The sequence below is a fragment of the Streptomyces sp. NPDC052052 genome (genome assembly GCF_040680455.1).
Lineage (GTDB): Bacteria > Actinomycetota > Actinomycetes > Streptomycetales > Streptomycetaceae > Streptomyces.
Map to the genome: position 1 here is coordinate 1 of NZ_JBFAWU010000023.1, position 15,773 is coordinate 15,773.

A 15,773-nucleotide genomic window follows, 5' to 3' on the forward strand; every position below is an offset into this window, starting at 1 on the left:
GACCCCGGATTCCCCGTCACGGTCGGCGAGCGGGTCTCGGTCGGGCACAACGCCGCCCTTCCGCTCCTCACACGACCGGACGGGACCACCTGTGTACGGGGCATGTACGGATCAACGTGCCTCTCGAACATCGTCGCGGTTCCGGATAGCCTCCAGCCATGTCCCATGGTCAGTGGTACCCGCCGGAATGGCCCGACCGGATCCGGGCACTCGCCGCAGGCGAGCTGACGGCCGCGACCCCGAAGAGGGCCGCCACCGTGATGCTGCTCCGGGACCCTGCCGAGGGCACCGGAGCCGGCCCTGCCGTCCACATGCTGCGTCGCCGCGCCTCCATGGCTTTTGCCGGCGGGGCGTACGCCTATCCGGGTGGCGGAGTCGACCCGCGCGACGACGACCGGCTCGTCGGCTGGTCCGGGCCCGCGCTGGAGAGCTGGGCCGAGCGGCTCGGAGTCGATACGCCGGCCGAGGCGCAGGCCATCGTCTGCGCGGCGGTCCGTGAGACGTACGAGGAGGCTGGTGTCCTCCTGGCCGGGCCGACCGCCGACACGGTCGTCAGCGACACCACGGGCGCCGACTGGGAGGCCGAGCGCGAGGCGCTCGTCGCCAGGGAGCTGTCCTTCGCGGAGTTCCTGGACCGGCGCGGCCTGGTGCTGCGTTCCGATCTGCTGGGCGCCTGGGCGCGCTGGATCACCCCCGAGTTCGAACCGCGCCGCTACGACACCTGGTTCTTCGTCGCCGCGCTCCCCGAGGGACAGCGCACCCGCAACGCCTCCACGGAGGCCGACCGCACGGTGTGGATCGGGCCCGCAGAGGCCGTCGAGGGGTACGACAGAGGCGAGCTGCTCATGATGCCGCCGACCGTGTCGACGCTGCGGAGCCTGAACCCGTACGGCACCGCGGCCGAGGTCCTGAAGGCGGCGGACTCCCAGGACCTCACCCCGGTACTTGCACAGGCGCGGCTGGAGGGCGACGCGTTGGTGCTGAGCTGGCCGGGACACGACGAGTTCACCCAGCACATCCCGAACGGGCCGGCCGGCACCGGCGATGCGGGAGACGGTGCCCCATGAGCGAGGCGACCGCACTGCCAGGGCAGCCCCGCGGCGGAGTGCTGTCCGGTCCGGCCACCGCCCGGACCGTCAACGTCCTCGCGCCCAACGCCTCGCCGATGACGCTGGACGGCACCAACACCTGGATCGTCGCCGAGCCCGACTCCGATCTCGCGGTGGTCATCGATCCCGGCCCGCTGGACGACACGCATCTGCGGGCCGTCATCGACACCGCCGAGCGGGCGGGCCGCCGGATCGCGCTCACCCTGCTCACCCACGGGCACCCGGACCACGCGGAGGGCGCGGCGCGCTTCGCCGAGCTGACCCGTACGAAGGTGCGCGCCCTGGACCCGGCGCTGCGCCTCGGTGACGAGGGGCTGACCACGGGCGACGTGATCACCACGGGAGGCCTGGAGCTGCACGTCGTGCCGACTCCCGGGCACACCGCGGACTCGCTCTCCTTCCATCTGCCTGCCGACCATGCGGTGCTGACGGGGGACACGGTCCTGGGGCGCGGCACGACGGTCGTTGCGCACCCGGACGGGCGGCTCGGCGACTATCTCGATTCGCTGCGCAGGCTGCGTTCGCTGACCGTCGACGACGGCGTGCACACGGTGCTGCCGGGTCACGGTCCGGTGCTGGACGACGCGCAGGGCGCGGTCGAGTTCTACCTCGCGCACCGTGCGCACCGGCTGGCACAGGTGGAGACGGCGGTCGAGGCGGGGTACCGGACGGCGGCCGAGGTGGTGGCTCAGGTGTACGCGGATGTGGACCGGTCCCTGTGGCCGGCGGCGGAACTCTCGGTGCTGGCGCAACTGGAGTACCTGAGCGAGCACGGACTGATCCAGGAGGGTCCGGGACGGAATTCCTGAGGGTCGCTTGCGAGCCAGGAGGGTCAGGGAGCGGCCGTGCAGTCGTCGCGAGCCCGGCAGGATCCACAGGAGGCTCCTGGGGCGGGCCGGTGCCGGAGAGCCAGGTCCAGGAGGAGTGGTTCCGGGCGGGCACGCGTGAGGCCCTGCTGCGCAGCAGGGCCTCGGATGCGTATGGAGACGGTGTCCGATCGGGGCGGACCGGCGTCAGCGGGACCGCTTCGCCAGGCGCTCCACGTCCAGCAGGATCACGGCGCGCGCCTCCAGGCGCAGCCAGCCGCGTCCGGCGAAGTCGGCGAGTGCCTTGTTGACCGTCTCGCGGGAGGCGCCGACCAGCTGGGCCAGCTCTTCCTGGGTCAGGTCGTGGACGACGTGGATGCCTTCCTCGGACTGGACGCCGAAACGACGCGACAGGTCGAGGAGGGCGCGGGCGACGCGGCCCGGTACGTCCGAGAAGACCAGGTCGGACATCTGGTCGTTGGTCTTGCGCAGTCGGCGGGCGACGGCGCGCAGCAGGGCCGTGGCCACCTCGGGGCGGGCGTTCAGCCAGGGCTGGAGGTCGCTGTGGCCGAGGCCGAGGAGCTTGACCTCGGTCAACGCGGTCGCGGTGGCGGTGCGCGGTCCCGGGTCGAAGAGCGACAGCTCACCGATCAGCTCGCCGGGGCCGAGGACGGCCAGCATGTTCTCGCGGCCGTCGGGGGAGGTGCGGTGGAGCTTCACCTTGCCCTCGGTGACCACGTAGAGGCGGTCGCCCGGTTCGCCCTCGTGGAAGAGCGCGTCGCCGCGCGCGAGGGTCACCTCACTCATCGAGGCGCGGAGCTCCGCGGCCTGCTCGTCATCGAGCGCCGCGAAAAGCGGGGCGCGCCGCAGAACGTCGTCCACGAAATCTCTCCTTGTCGGCCTGTTCAGGGAACCGTGGTCCCCATCATGCCGGACGGTAAAACAGTGCGATCAATCACAAACCAGTTTGACGCACGGACGTGCCGAACCGTGAGGCAGGGGGGCCGATCGGGGGTGCGGGCGCGGTGACTGGGGCGAATGTCAGTGCGTGGCCCTAGGCTGGGCGGGTGTCCAATTCGCCGGTGAGAGCGCAGGCCAGAGGGGCTGATGGGGTGTCGGAAGGCCGTGATTCCGCTGTGGGCGAACAAGGTGCGCGTCGCCCGAAAAAGGCGACAAATCGACCCACTGGTGAGAAGCTTCCGGGGACCGGAGAGGCGGGAGAGAAGAGCTCGACGGGGCCGGCGGCCAAGCCTGCTGTGAAGCCCGCGGCCAAGCCTGCTGGGCGGTCCGCGGCCAAGCCTCCCAAGCGGTCTGCGGCCAAGCCTGCCGCGAAGCCCGCCGCACGGACCGCGTCGAAGTCCGCCGCACGGACGGAGTCGAAGTCCACCGCCGCATCGGGCGGGAAGGCCGGCACCCCACGGGAATCCCGCCTGGCGATGGTCCGCCGGGCCCGCAGGATCAATCGCGAGCTGGCCGAGCTCTATCCGTACGCCCACCCCGAGCTGGACTTCAGGAACCCCTTCGAACTGCTCGTCGCCACGGTTCTCTCCGCCCAGACCACCGATCTGAGGGTCAACCAGACCACTCCCGCGCTCTTCGCCGCCTATCCCACCCCCGAGGACATGGCCGCGGCTGTTCCGGAGGAACTGGAAGAGCTGATTCGGCCCACCGGCTTCTTCCGTGCCAAGGCCAGGTCGCTGATAGGCCTCTCCGTGGCTCTGCGGGACAGGTTCGGCGGAGAGGTGCCGGGCCGGCTCGCCGATCTCGTCACGCTCCCGGGAGTCGGTCGCAAGACCGCCAATGTCGTGCTCGGGAACGCCTTCGGCGTGCCGGGGATCACGGTGGACACCCATTTCGCACGTCTGGTCCGCCGCTGGAAGTGGACGGATCAGGAGGACCCCGAGAAGATCGAGGCCGAGATCGCCGCGATCTTCCCGAAGAGCGAGTGGACGATGCTCTCGCACCGTGTCATCTTCCACGGCCGTCGCATCTGCCACGCCCGCAGACCCGCCTGCGGCGCCTGTCCCATCGCCCCGCTCTGCCCGTCGTACGGAGAGGGCGAGACGGACCCGGACAAGGCCAGGAAGCTGCTGAAGTACGAGATGGGTGGTCAGCCCGGTCAGCGGCTGAACCCTCCGCCGGACTACCCGGGCAGACCCGCACCAGCCCGGGGAGCCGGCTGACATACGACGCCCGCGCCGGAACGAAATGCGTGGCGACAGGCGTTGTGAGACGAGGGGTGCCGATGAAGACACACGATCAGAGCACGCACGAACAGGCCGCTCGCGCGGCCACCGCAGGCCACGAGGCCGCCGTCACCGTCACGACCCAGGGGCTGCCCGACTGGCTCGACCCCGTCGCCCGCGCCGCGCGGACGATCCGGCCGAGGCAGCTCAGTGCCTTCCTGCCGCCCGAGAGCGGCACAGGGCGGCAGTCCGCCGTGCTCGTCCTCTTCGGAGAGGGCGAGCGCGGTCCTGAGCTGCTCCTCATGGAGCGGTCCGGAAGCCTGCGTTCCCATGCCGGGCAGCCGTCCTTTCCCGGCGGCGCCCTGGACCCGGGGGACGGCGACCAGGCCACCACGGGGCCGCTCAGGGCCGCTCTGCGGGAGGCCCAGGAGGAGACCGGCCTCGATCCCAGCGGTGTCCAGCTTTTCGGGGTGCTACCCCGGCTCTACATCCCGGTGAGCGGTTTCGTCGTGACTCCGGTACTCGGCTGGTGGCGGTCGCCCAGCCCGGTGGGCGTCGTCGATCCGGGTGAGACGGCCCGGGTCTTCACCGTTCCCGTGGCGGATCTCACGGATCCGGCCAACCGTGCGACCGCGGTCCACCCGAGGGGGCACCGAGGTCCGGCATTTCTGGTCGAATCCGCCCTGGTCTGGGGTTTCACGGCCGGCGTGATCGACCGGATCCTGCACTTCGCGGGCTGGGAGCTTCCGTGGGACACCTCCAGGCAGGTGCCGCTCGACTGGCGCGCATGACAGGCTGACTCCCGTGCTGCGCTGTCCGGTCCTGCCCGGACCCAGTCGAAAAACGGGCCCGGTGACGAATCTGCGAGGCTATTGACGGTGAACGTGCTGGACATCCTGCTGCTGGCCGGCGCCGTGTGGTTCGCGGTCATCGGCTATCGCCAGGGGTTCGTCGTCGGCATCCTGTCGGTGATCGGGTTCCTGGGCGGTGGCCTCGTCGCCATCTATCTGCTGCCGGTCCTGTGGGACCAGATGACGAACGGCTCCGAGGTCTCCTCGACAGCGGCCATCGTCGCCGTCGTCATCGTGATCGTCTGCGCCTCGGTGGGGCAGGCCTTCACCACCCACCTCGGGAACAAGCTCCGCCGGTACATCACGTGGTCGCCCGCGCGTGCCCTCGACGCCACCGGTGGTGCCCTGGTCAATGTGGTCGCGATGCTGCTGGTCTCCTGGCTGATCGGCTCCGCGCTGGCCGGTACCTCACTGCCCACCCTGGGCAAGGAGGTGCGCAATTCCTCCGTTCTGCTCGGCATCTCCCGGGTGATGCCCGCTCAGGCATCCACCTGGTTCACGGACTTCTCCTCGGTCCTCGCCCAGAACGGCTTCCCGCAGGTGTTCAGCCCCTTCGCCAACGAGCCGATCACCGAGGTCCAGGCCCCGGACCCGGCGCTGGCCGGCAGTCCCGTGGCGGCGAGTGCCAAGAACTCCATCGTCAAGGTCGTCGGTACGGCGCCGAGTTGCGGCAAGGTCCTCGAAGGCACCGGCTTCGTCTTCGCGGACCGCCGTGTGATGACCAATGCCCATGTCGTCGGCGGTGTCGACGAGCCGACCATCCAGATCGGCGGCCAGGGGCGGCTGTACGACGCGAAGGTCGTCCTCTACGACTGGCAGCGGGACATCGCCGTACTCGACGTACCGGAACTCGACGCGAAGCCGTTGCAGTTCACCGACACCGATCACGACGCCGTCACGGGGAACAGCGCCATCGTCGCGGGCTTCCCGGAGAACGGCTCGTACGACGTACGGGCCGCACGCGTCCGGGGGCGCATCGACGCCAGCGGTCCGGACATCTACCACCGGGGCACCGTCCGCCGCGATGTGTACTCGCTCTTCGCGACCGTCCGTCAGGGCAACTCCGGTGGACCGTTGCTGACCCCTGACGGCAAGGTGTACGGAGTCGTCTTCGCGAAGTCGCTCGACGACGCCCATACCGGCTACGCGCTGACCGCCGACGAGATCCGCCAGGACATCGCCCATGGCCGATCCGCCACCCAGGAGGTCGACAGCCAGGGGTGCGCGCTCTGAGCCCCACCCCGGCAGGCACGGGAATCCGTCCGGCGCCACTCCGCCGGACGAGGGCCCGGACAGCACGGCACTGCCGCGTGGCAGTCCGGGAAGGAACGGAAGCCCCGCCCGGCCGGTGAACGCTCATCGACCGGGCGGGAGCGGACATCAACCGCGTGGATGGCGCAGCCGTGCCGAGACCCAGCGGGCCCTTCGGCGCAGAATGCACGGAATGCCCAGCTGGGGATCATGCAGGACATGCGTGGCGTGTACCTGGCCCTGGGGAGTGCCCCCCTCATGAGTGCTCGGACTCGCCGAAGCGGTCGAGCGACGGTTGCGTGTTGCGTCACCGAAGTCGTACGTCCAGCCCATACCTCGACGTCTGCCCGTGCCCCATGGTCGGTAACCGCCCGTCCGTCAGCCAATTGGCCTATGCGCCGGGCAAGTGGCTGTTCGGTGGACAACCGGGTCCGCACAGCTACCGATCGGGCTCGGAATCCTTGAGCCAGTTGATGAGTTCGGTCGAGAACGCGTCCGGATCCTCCTCATGGGGGAAGTGCCCCAGACCGTCGAAAAGTCGCCAACGGTACGGCGCTTCGACATACTCGCCGGACCCCGCCGCGCTCCGTGTGCGGACCGCCGGATCGAGTGAACCGTGCAGATGCAGTGTCGGTACCCGCACCGGTCGCTTCATGCGCCGGTTGAACTGGATTCCGTCCGGGCGGGCCAGCGAGCGCACCATCCAGCGGTACGGCTCGATCGAGCAGTGGGCCGTCGACGGGATGCACATCGCGCGCCGGTAGATGCTGACCGTCGCGTCGTCGGGGAACTCAGGGGTCCGGGGGCCCGCCCAGTCGCGGATCAGCCGACCCACCAATGCTCCGTCGTCCGCGACGAGCTGACGCTCCGGCACCCACGGGCGCTGGAAGCCCCAGATGTACGAGCCTGCGCGGGACTGGGCGAAGTCGGAGAGCATCGAGGAGCGCCAGCGACGCGGATGAGGCATCGACGAGACCACGAGGCGGCGTACCAGCTTCGGTCGCATCACCGCGGCGGTCCAGGCAAGGTAGCCACCCATGTCATGACCCACCAGGGCGGCGTCCGGTTCACCGAGCGAGCGGATCACACCGGTGATGTCGAGTGCCAGGTTGGCGGGGTCGTAGCCACGGGGCGTGCGGTCACTGCCGCCGACCCCGCGCAGATCCATGGCCACGGCACGGAAGCCGGCCTCGGCCAGCGCGGTGAGCTGATGACGCCAGGTCCACCAGAACTGCGGGAAGCCGTGCAGCAGCAGCACCAGAGGGCCTTCGCCGAGTTCGGCGATGTGGAACCGGGCGCCGTTGGCCGCCACGTCCCGATGGGTCCACGGCCCGTCGATCCGCACCGGCTCGCCGGAACCGGCCGGCCCGGGGGAATCCGGCAAGCCGGAAGGGGGCGTGGGAGCCGCCGGGTCCGGGCGGCCAGTGCGGTCCGAGCCGTCCGGGTCGGCCCGGTCGGCCGGGCAGGTCAGGCTCTCCTTGCCCGCTCGGTCTTCCGGGTGTGCCCGGTCTTCTGCCCGGTGTTCCGGTTGCGCCCGGTCCTCCGGGCCTGTCCGGCCTTCCGGGCCTACCGGGTCGGATGCGCTGGAATCGGGGACCGTCATGCGGACGAGCGTGCCACAGCGGACGCCTTGTCCTTGACCGGTGCCTGCTCCAGAGCCTTGCCCGTCCGGGTGCCGCCCGTGACAGCCGGATGGCTCTCCCCGGCCGCCACAGCGGGCCTCGGGTGCGGCTTGACGCCCTGCAGCACGGACGCCGTCTGCTTGGCCGAAGCGATGGACTTGGCCGGCGGTTTCACCTTCTTGAACTTGGCGAGGGCGAACAGGCCGAGCAACGCCCCCAGCACGATGAACGCGACGCCCACGATCAGGAACGACCAGGCCAGGCCGAGCCCCAGGTTGTGGATTCCGTACGCCGCCGCGAAGCTCAGCACCGGGATCGAGAACAGAAGCAGGACGCCCGCGATGATGGACACCACGCTCCCGGTGACGCCGCGCTTGACGTCCAGCCGCACTTCGGCCTTGGCCAGGGCGATCTCGTCGTGCACCAGTGCGGACATCTCAGCCGTCGCCGCGGCGACCAACTGCCCGAGACTGCGGTCGGTGCTGCCCGCGTTGTTGCCGGGGTCACTCATCCCTGACTCCCTCTCCTGTTTCTGCGCTCCTGCGCTACACATCTGGTGTCAGATCATGCCGGACTGTCCGGCTTGCTGCGCGCTGCCCCCGCCAGTCGGGCAAGGCGGCGGTGCTCGGCAGCCTTCTTCTCGTAGATCGCGGCCATCCGCAGGTGGTACTCCGGGTCGTCCTGCTCGTAGACGTCGGGTACGCCGTCCTGGTCCTCGTCGAGCTCCTCCGCCTCGTGCAGTGCCTGGTACTTGCGTACCCGGATCTTGAGCAGCACACCGGAGAAGAGGGCGGCGATCAGGGAGCCGAGCAGCACGGAGGCCTTGGCCGCGTCGATCATGGCTTCGTCACCGGCGAAGGCCAGCTCCCCGATGAGCAGCGAGACGGTGAAGCCGATCCCGGCAAGGGCGGCCACCGCGAAGACGTCGGCCCAGGCCAGGTCCTTGCTCAGCTCCGCCTTCGTGAACCGGGTGACCAGCCACGTACCGCCGAAGACGCCTATGGTCTTGCCGACGACGAGGCCGAGGACGATACCGAGCGTCTCGGGCCGGGTGAAGACGCCCGCCAGTGCGTGGCCGGAGAGGGAGACACCGGCTGAGAAGAGAGCGAACAGCGGCACGGCGACACCGGCCGACAGCGGGCGGATCAGGTGCTCGATGCGCTCGCCGGGGGAACGGGTCTCGTCGTCCCGTGGGGTGCACCGGAGCATCAGCCCCATGGCGACACCGGCGATGGTGGCGTGGACGCCGCTGTTGTACATCAGGCCCCAGATGACCAGTGCCAGCGGTACGTAGACGTACCAGCCGCGCACATTCCAGCGCAGCAGGAGGTAGAAGACGGCGAGGCCGACGAAAGCGCCGATCAGCGCCATGAAGTTGATCTGCTCGGTGAAGAAGACCGCGATGATCAGGATCGCGCAGAGGTCGTCGACGACCGCAAGGGTCAGCAGGAAGGCGCGCAGCGCGTTGGGCAGCGAGGTGCCGATGACGGCGAGTACGGCGAGGGCGAAGGCGATGTCGGTGGCGGTGGGCACGGCCCAGCCGCTCGTGGAACCCCCGCCGGTCAGCGTCACGAGTGTGTAGACGACAGCCGGGACCGCCATACCGCACAGTGCGGCGGCGATCGGGAGGACGGCAGCCTTGGGGTCGCGCAGTTCGCCCGCGACCAGTTCCCGTTTGAGTTCGACGCCCGTGACGAAGAAGAACACCGCGAGCAGTCCGTCCGCGGCCCAGTGCTCCACGGAGAGGTTGAGGCCGAGCTGCCCGGGCCCGAAGTGGAACTCGCTGACGGCCGAGTAACTGGATCCGAACGCATTCGCCCACAGCAGGGCCGCTATCGCGGCGACCAGCAGGATGACGCCGCCGACGGTCTCGGTGCGCAGGGCGTCCGCGAGAAAGTTCCGCTCAGGGAGGGGCAGGCGCCCGAGAAAGGTGCGGCGGGAGGGAGACGGGGTGGGGGCGGGCGCGGCCACGAGTGAGGACCTCCGGGTCGGTACGGCAGCGATGGCATGGCTGATGCACTTGCCGACCAGACTTCCCGGCACACCCTGTGAAGATCTCTTATTGCCTTGTTGATACGACTGCCACTGTACCGGTGGTGCGCGGGGAACCGTCCGTTGATCTTCGCCCTGGATGCCCGGGGGCACCCGGCTCGTTGCCGGATGCCCCCGGTGGACGTACTCGCTGCGGTGGGACCGTTGGGTTCCGTCCGCTGTGGCGGGCCCGTTGGGTTCCGTCCGCTGTGGCGGGTCCTGCTGCGGTCAGTCCTCGGAGGAGGACGACGGCAGCTGGGTCTGGATGAGGTCCATCACCGAGGAGTCGGTGAGCGTCGTGACGTCACCCAGCTCACGGTTCTCGGCGACGTCACGCAACAGTCGCCGCATGATCTTGCCCGAGCGGGTCTTCGGCAGTTCGGCGACAGGGAGGATCCGCTTCGGCTTGGCGATCGGGCCGAGCGTGGCGCCCACGTGGTTGCGCAGCTCCGCGACGAGCTCGTCGGAGGCGGAAGCGCTGCCGCGCAGTATCACGAAGGCGACGATGGCCTGGCCGGTCGTCTCATCCGCGGCGCCGACCACGGCGGCCTCGGCGACCGAGGGGTGGGACACGAGCGCGGACTCGACCTCGGTGGTCGAGATGTTGTGCCCGGACACGAGCATCACGTCGTCGACCCGGCCCAGCAGCCAGATGTCGCCGTCCTCGTCCTTCTTGGCGCCGTCGCCCGCGAAGTACTTGCCCTCGAAGCGCGACCAGTAGGTGTCGATGAAGCGCTGGTCGTCGCCCCAGATGGTGCGGAGCATCGACGGCCACGGCTCGGTGAGGACGAGGTAGCCGCCCCCGCCGTTCGGAACCTCGTTGGCCTCGTCGTCGACGACCGTGGCGGAGATACCGGGCAGGGCGCGCTGGGCGCTTCCCGGCTTGGTCTCCGCGACGCCCGGCAGCGGCGCGATCATCATCGCGCCGGTCTCGGTCTGCCACCAGGTGTCCACGATCGGGCACTTGTCGGCGCCGATGTGCTTGCGGTACCACATCCAGGCCTCGGGGTTGATCGGCTCACCGACCGAGCCCAGGACCCGGAGGCTGCTCAGGTCGAACTTGGCGGGGATGTCGTCACCCCACTTCATGAACGTACGGATCGCGGTCGGCGCGGTGTAGAGAATCGTGACGCCGTACTTCTGCACGATCTCCCAGAAGCGTCCCTGGTGGGGGGAGTCGGGCGTGCCCTCGTACATGACCTGCGTCGCGCCGTTGGCCAGCGGGCCGTAGACGATGTACGAGTGACCGGTCACCCAGCCGATGTCGGCGGTGCACCAGAAGACATCGGTCTCCGGCTTCAGGTCGAAGACCGCGTGGTGCGTGTACGCAGCCTGCGTGAGGTAGCCACCGGAGGTGTGCAGGATGCCCTTCGGCTTACCCGTGGTGCCGGAGGTGTAGAGGATGAAGAGCGGCTGCTCCGCGTCGAAAGCCTCGGGGGTGTGCTCGGCGGACTGCCGACCGGTGATCTCGTGCCACCAGACGTCGCGGCCCTCGGTCCAGGCGGTGTCCTGGCCGGTGCGCCGCACCACGAGGACATGCTCGACGTTGTCGATACGGGAGACGGCATCGTCCACCGCGGGCTTGAGCGCGGACGGCTTGCCGCGGCGGTAGCCACCGTCGGCGGTGATGACGACCTTCGCGTCGGCGTCCTGGATGCGAGCGGCGATGGCGTCGGCGGAGAAGCCTCCGAAGACCACCGAGTGCGCGGCGCCGATGCGGGCGCAGGCCAGCATCGCGATGGCGGCCTCGGGGATCATCGGGAGATAGACGGCGACCCGGTCGCCCTTGCGGACACCGAGCTCGGTGAGGGCGTTCGCGGCGCGGGAGACCTCGTCCTTCAGATCGGCGTAGGTGATGGCGCGGCTGTCGCCGGGCTCGCCCTCGAAGTGGATGGCGACCCGGTCGCCATGGCCGGCCTCGACATGGCGGTCCACGCAGTTGTACGCGACGTTGAGCTGGCCGTCCGCGAACCATTTCGCGAAGGGCGGGTTGCTCCAGTCGAGCGTCTCGGTCGGCTCCGTGGCCCAGGTCAGGCGACGGGCCTGCTCGGCCCAGAAGCCCAGCCGGTCCGCCTCGGCCTGCTCGTATGCCTCCGCTTTGACGTTGGCATGGGCGGCCAGATCGGCAGGCGGTGCGAACCGCCGCTCCTCCTTGAGCAGATTGGCCAGGCTTTCGTTGCTCACGACATCTCCCATTCCCAGGGTGTCCGTTGTGTCCCGAGGCATAGCTCATCAGGCCGTGGGCCGGGTGACAAGTGTCTGCTCGAAATTGGTTTAGACCTGTGTTTCGTGTATAGGGGCACGATTCCGCCTCCACGGGGGAACCGGCTCGGCTCGGCGCAGTGCGCTGCGCCGAAGGGCGAAGCGGCGCGAGACGAGGCGGTGCGGAGAGAGGTGTGGAGGCGGGACCACAAGGTCTCACGGCCCGGGGACGATTCCGGTTCAGACGCGAGTACGTTCCCACTGCCGTGCCGGATGGAACACCCGGCACGGCAGTGGGCCTGCGCGTGCGTGTACGTGCATCGGTCGGGGGCAGGGTCGGTCAGGGTGCGGTGGTCGTCGGTGTGGTGCCGGTCAGGGCGTGGGGATCGGTTACGGCGTTGGAATCACCAGGGTCCACGCGGTCGAACACCTCGCCGGGTGCGGGCCCGGCGCCGGCTCCCTCGGCCAGCAGATAAGCCTGCGCCTCGCCGACATGGAAGTACATTCCGTGCAACTGGAGCGTGCCCTCGCCGAGCCTCCGCGCCACCGATTCGTAAGCCCGCAGATGGTCCAACTGCTGGACCACATTGGTGAGGCAGAGCTGTTCCAGTGTGTCTGCCGACGGCCGGTCGGAGATCCGGACCGAGGCGCGATGCCGGGAGGACACACGCTCCACGCTCGGCAGTCCATGTCTCAGCCAGCGCCACAAGGATGTCGGGGGAGTGTCCGGGGAGGGCCTGGTGTCGAGCAGCGCCTGCATTGCTCCGCAACCGGAGTGTCCGCAGACGGTGATGGACTCCACCTTCAGCACTTCCACCGCGTACTCGATCGCGGCGCCCACCGAGTAGTCACTCGAATCGTCGTGCGGCAGAGGAATCAGGTTGCCGACGTTCCGCACGGTGAAGAGGTCTCCCGGACCGCTCGCCGTGATCATGCTGGTGACCAGACGGGAGTCGGCGCAGGTGATGAAGAGCTGAGAGGGGCGTTGGCCCTCGCGGGCCAGCCGGGCCAGCTCCTGCCGTACCAGCGGAGCGGTGTTCCGCTGGAAGGAACTCAGGCCGCTGAAAAGGCGAGTACCGGCCGGTCGGGGCGGGGTGGCAGTGGGCGAGCTGCTCGGTTCGGCAGCGGCGCGGGATCCGGGAGTGGGGGCTTCGCGCGAGCGGTTCTCGGCGCGGCCGTGGCCGGAGCTGTGGTCGAGGGCCGGGCTCTCGCCGGTGTCCGAGGCCGGTTTCCTGTTGAGGTCCGCGGTTGCGTCTGTGCTGAGGTTGATGGCGGGGGCCTTGGCGAGACGCGTGACGAGGTGGGTGCCGTGGGCTTCAAGCGCCTGTTCGGGCTGGTCGTGACAGTGGTGGTTGCGCCATGGCGTCCAGGGACGGCAGCAGGAATGCGTCGCCGACGCCGGCTCGGCGATCCGCCCTCCGAACCGGCCGGTGAAGACGACCTGACCGCCGTGGGCCCTCTGGGCGGTGCTCCAGCCCTGGATCGCCTCGTATGCGGCATGGTCCATGAAGAAGCCGTCGAGTTCGACGACGGTATCCCCGTCCTGAGGCAACTGGCCGAGTGCCCGACTGAGCCGGGGCACGGCGAGGAAAGTCAACTGTCCCCGTACGACCACCAGATACTGACCATTCTGATCGGTCACGGTGATCCTTGTCCGGGTCAGCCGGTGAAGAGCAACGGCCACCGCGACCGCGATGCCGATCACCACACCCTTGAGTACACCGAAGAGGACAACGCCGCTGATCGTCGCCCCGTAGACCGGGAACTCCCGGTGCTTGTGAACATTGCGGATGTGGGCGAAGCTCACCATCTGGATGCCGACCATCATGACCAGTGCAGCGAGTGCGGCCAGTGGGATCCACTCCAGAACGGCAACCAGCAGCACGGAGGCAAGTACCACCCATACGCCGTGCATCACGGTGGAGGCGCGGCTTGTCGCACCGGCCCGCACATTCGCCGAACTGCGCACCGCACCGCCGGACACCGCCAGCCCGCCCACCAATCCGGACAGCGTGTTGGCGATGCCCTGGGCGCGCAGCTCACGGTCGAGATCGGCACGTCTGACCGGTGGGTCCGATGGGGGCGGTGAGCCCGACCTGAAGGCGGCCGCAGGCGCAGAGGCGGCGGGTGCAGAGGCGGAGGGAGACGCAGGGCCTGAAGCCGATACCGAACTCGAACCCGAACTCGAACCCGAACTCGAACCCGAACTCGAACCCGAACTCGAACTCGAACTCGAACCGGAGGCGGCAGGCGCCCCGTTCTCTCGGGTGACCGGTGAGTCCACGGAGGAGCCCGATACGTGTGTCGACGCCGATCCGGCCCTCGACCGGGCGGCGTTGAGCTCGCCGGCGCGGTCGGCCGACAGCTTGTCCACCGCGACCGCAGAGAGCAGCGACTCCAGACTGGCCACCAGCATCACCGTGAGCACAGCAGTGATCATGGCGAGTGCAGGGCCGTGTGGGGTATCCGGCAGGACGTGTGTGCGCCAGGACGGCAGGTCGACCCGGGCGATCCCAGGAGCCGTGATCGCAGCCGCTGTTGTCGCGGTCACCACCGCGGCGAGGGCAGCCGGAATTCGCCGCAGTGCTTGACCGGCCCGCCCTGGAACCCGTGGCCACAGGAGCAGGACGGCAATGGTCAGCGCGCCGATCAACAGGGAAGCCGGACTTACCTGGTCCAACTGGCTTGGTAGAGCGAGGACATTGGCGACGGCCGAGCTCCTGGGGGAGCCGCCGAGCACGATGTGCAGCTGGGCGAGTGCGATGGCCACGCCGATGCCGGCGAGGGTGCCGTGCACGATGGCCGGGCTGACAGCGAGGGCGGTGCGCGCCGCCCGCAGCGAGCCAAGCAGGATCTGTAGAAGGCCGGCGCCGATGGTGATTGCACAGGTGGTACGCCAGCCGTAGATCTGGATCAACTCGGCTGTGACCACGGTCAGTCCGGCGGACGGGCCGCTGACCTGGAGAGGTGTGCCGCCGAGCAGACCGGCGACAATGCCGCCGATCGCGGCGGAGATGAGACCGGCCGTCAACGGAGCACCCATGGCCACGGCGAGGCCGAGAGACATCGGAACGGCAAGCAGAAAGACGGTGATCGATGCGGACAGGTCCGAGCCCGCGATGCGGAACCTTCCGCCACGTGGCGATGTCGGCGGGCCGTGTGGACGCTTGATTCCCGAGGCACCGGGTGGGTGCGCACCGGGAGGTGTGTGGTCATGACGAGTGGGGGCGCAGGTGGACATGTTCCCGTCTCCTCCGGGGCAGCGCGGTCGCGGAACGTGGGGACGCGGCCGTGGGTCACGGCGTGCAGCGGCGGGATATCTCAACTCTCAGTAAATAGATCGTAATGGAGAGTAAAGAGGGGTGTCTATGTTTGAGGCTGAATGGGCAGCTCAATCACCCATTCAAGCGATTGAGGTTCTTTTCCTACGAAATACTGTCGTGATTTTGATGCTGCTGTGTGTGATCTCGCGGGGGCTGAATCGGTACGTCCGTGCATATGTCCGCATGGGAGGGCTTGAGTTGATGCCTCTCCGGTACGGATTCCCGAACGCGGCCCACTGGGCCTCTGCCGCGTAGTCAGGCGTCGGAGAAGGGGAGGGGGCGCGTGTAGGGGATCCCGGTCACCACGCATTCGGGTGTGTCGCCGCCACGGGTGCGAGGGGGGTCATGGAAACGCGCGATGGCCTGACCCAGGCCTTTGTTCGCGCCGCTCC

The 15,773-nt window shown here is 69.1% G+C and carries 12 protein-coding genes; 5 read left to right on the plus strand and 7 right to left on the minus strand.

The features are described from left to right. The first annotated feature begins 158 nt into the window (after positions 1-158). The gene (locus AB0L71_RS25115) at positions 159-1,067 is read left to right on the plus strand and encodes an NUDIX hydrolase (protein ID WP_365246998.1); all 909 of its coding nucleotides are present in this window, start codon (positions 159-161) and stop codon (positions 1,065-1,067) included. Next, the gene (locus AB0L71_RS25120) at positions 1,064-1,918 is read left to right on the plus strand and encodes an MBL fold metallo-hydrolase (protein WP_365247000.1); all 855 of its coding nucleotides are present in this window, start codon (positions 1,064-1,066) and stop codon (positions 1,916-1,918) included. Before AB0L71_RS25115 ends, AB0L71_RS25120 begins: the two co-directional genes overlap by 4 nt. Positions 1,919-2,122: 204 nt before the next feature. Here AB0L71_RS25120 and AB0L71_RS25125 read toward each other — a convergent pair whose 3' ends face one another. Further along, the gene (locus AB0L71_RS25125) at positions 2,123-2,797 is read right to left on the minus strand and encodes a Crp/Fnr family transcriptional regulator (RefSeq protein WP_365247002.1); all 675 of its coding nucleotides are present in this window, start codon (positions 2,795-2,797) and stop codon (positions 2,123-2,125) included. A gap of 374 nt (positions 2,798-3,171) precedes the next feature. Between AB0L71_RS25125 and nth the strand changes: the two genes are divergently transcribed. The 3 genes from nth to AB0L71_RS25140 all read left to right on the plus strand — a co-directional run bounded on the left by nth (position 3,172) and on the right by AB0L71_RS25140 (position 6,185). Further along, a complete protein-coding gene (gene nth, locus AB0L71_RS25130) occupies positions 3,172-4,098 on the plus strand; it encodes an endonuclease III (protein WP_365247004.1) in 927 nt (308 codons plus the stop codon). Positions 4,099-4,160: 62 nt separating this feature from the next. After that, positions 4,161-4,892: a CoA pyrophosphatase gene (locus AB0L71_RS25135; protein WP_365247006.1), complete on the plus strand. Its 732-nt coding sequence runs from the start codon at positions 4,161-4,163 to the stop codon at positions 4,890-4,892. 87 nt (positions 4,893-4,979) lie between these two features. After that, complete coding sequence (locus tag AB0L71_RS25140; protein ID WP_365247008.1) at positions 4,980-6,185, plus strand: MarP family serine protease; 1,206 nt, start codon at positions 4,980-4,982, stop codon at positions 6,183-6,185. Between the two features lie 147 nt (positions 6,186-6,332). Here AB0L71_RS25140 and AB0L71_RS25145 read toward each other — a convergent pair whose 3' ends face one another. The 6 genes from AB0L71_RS25145 to AB0L71_RS25170 form a co-directional block, all read right to left on the minus strand. Then, complete coding sequence (locus tag AB0L71_RS25145) at positions 6,333-6,536, minus strand: hypothetical protein (protein ID WP_365247010.1); 204 nt, start codon at positions 6,534-6,536, stop codon at positions 6,333-6,335. A 106-nt stretch (positions 6,537-6,642) separates the two neighbouring features. After that, positions 6,643-7,587 carry an alpha/beta hydrolase gene (locus AB0L71_RS25150; protein WP_365247012.1) on the minus strand — a complete coding sequence of 315 codons (945 nt, stop codon included), beginning with the start codon at positions 7,585-7,587 and terminating at the stop codon, positions 6,643-6,645. Between the two features lie 215 nt (positions 7,588-7,802). After that, complete coding sequence (locus tag AB0L71_RS25155) at positions 7,803-8,336, minus strand: phage holin family protein (protein WP_365247014.1); 534 nt, start codon at positions 8,334-8,336, stop codon at positions 7,803-7,805. Between the two features lie 53 nt (positions 8,337-8,389). Further along, positions 8,390-9,796 (minus strand): Na+/H+ antiporter NhaA, encoded by a 1,407-nt coding sequence (nhaA, locus tag AB0L71_RS25160; RefSeq protein ID WP_365247016.1) that lies wholly within the window; start codon positions 9,794-9,796, stop codon positions 8,390-8,392. A gap of 288 nt (positions 9,797-10,084) precedes the next feature. Then, the gene (gene acs, locus AB0L71_RS25165) at positions 10,085-12,082 is read right to left on the minus strand and encodes an acetate--CoA ligase (RefSeq protein ID WP_365247018.1); all 1,998 of its coding nucleotides are present in this window, start codon (positions 12,080-12,082) and stop codon (positions 10,085-10,087) included. A 316-nt stretch (positions 12,083-12,398) separates the two neighbouring features. Beyond that, on the minus strand, positions 12,399-15,299 hold the full coding sequence (locus tag AB0L71_RS25170) for a SulP family inorganic anion transporter (protein WP_365247020.1): 2,901 nt from the start codon (positions 15,297-15,299) through the stop codon (positions 12,399-12,401). Positions 15,300-15,773: the final 474 nt, after the last annotated feature.

Coding starts and splice junctions, on each gene's coding strand:
- AB0L71_RS25135 (WP_365247006.1), top strand. CDS start 4,161: ATGAAGACACACGATCAGAGCACGCACGAACAGGCCGCTCGCGCGGCC.
- AB0L71_RS25115 (WP_365246998.1), top strand. CDS start 159: ATGTCCCATGGTCAGTGGTACCCGCCGGAATGGCCCGACCGGATCCGG.
- AB0L71_RS25120 (WP_365247000.1), top strand. CDS start 1,064: ATGAGCGAGGCGACCGCACTGCCAGGGCAGCCCCGCGGCGGAGTGCTG.
- acs (WP_365247018.1), bottom strand. CDS start 12,082: ATGCCTCGGGACACAACGGACACCCTGGGAATGGGAGATGTCGTGAGC.
- AB0L71_RS25170 (WP_365247020.1), bottom strand. CDS start 15,299: ATGTCCACCTGCGCCCCCACTCGTCATGACCACACACCTCCCGGTGCG.
- AB0L71_RS25155 (WP_365247014.1), bottom strand. CDS start 8,336: ATGAGTGACCCCGGCAACAACGCGGGCAGCACCGACCGCAGTCTCGGG.
- AB0L71_RS25145 (WP_365247010.1), bottom strand. CDS start 6,536: ATGGGCTGGACGTACGACTTCGGTGACGCAACACGCAACCGTCGCTCG.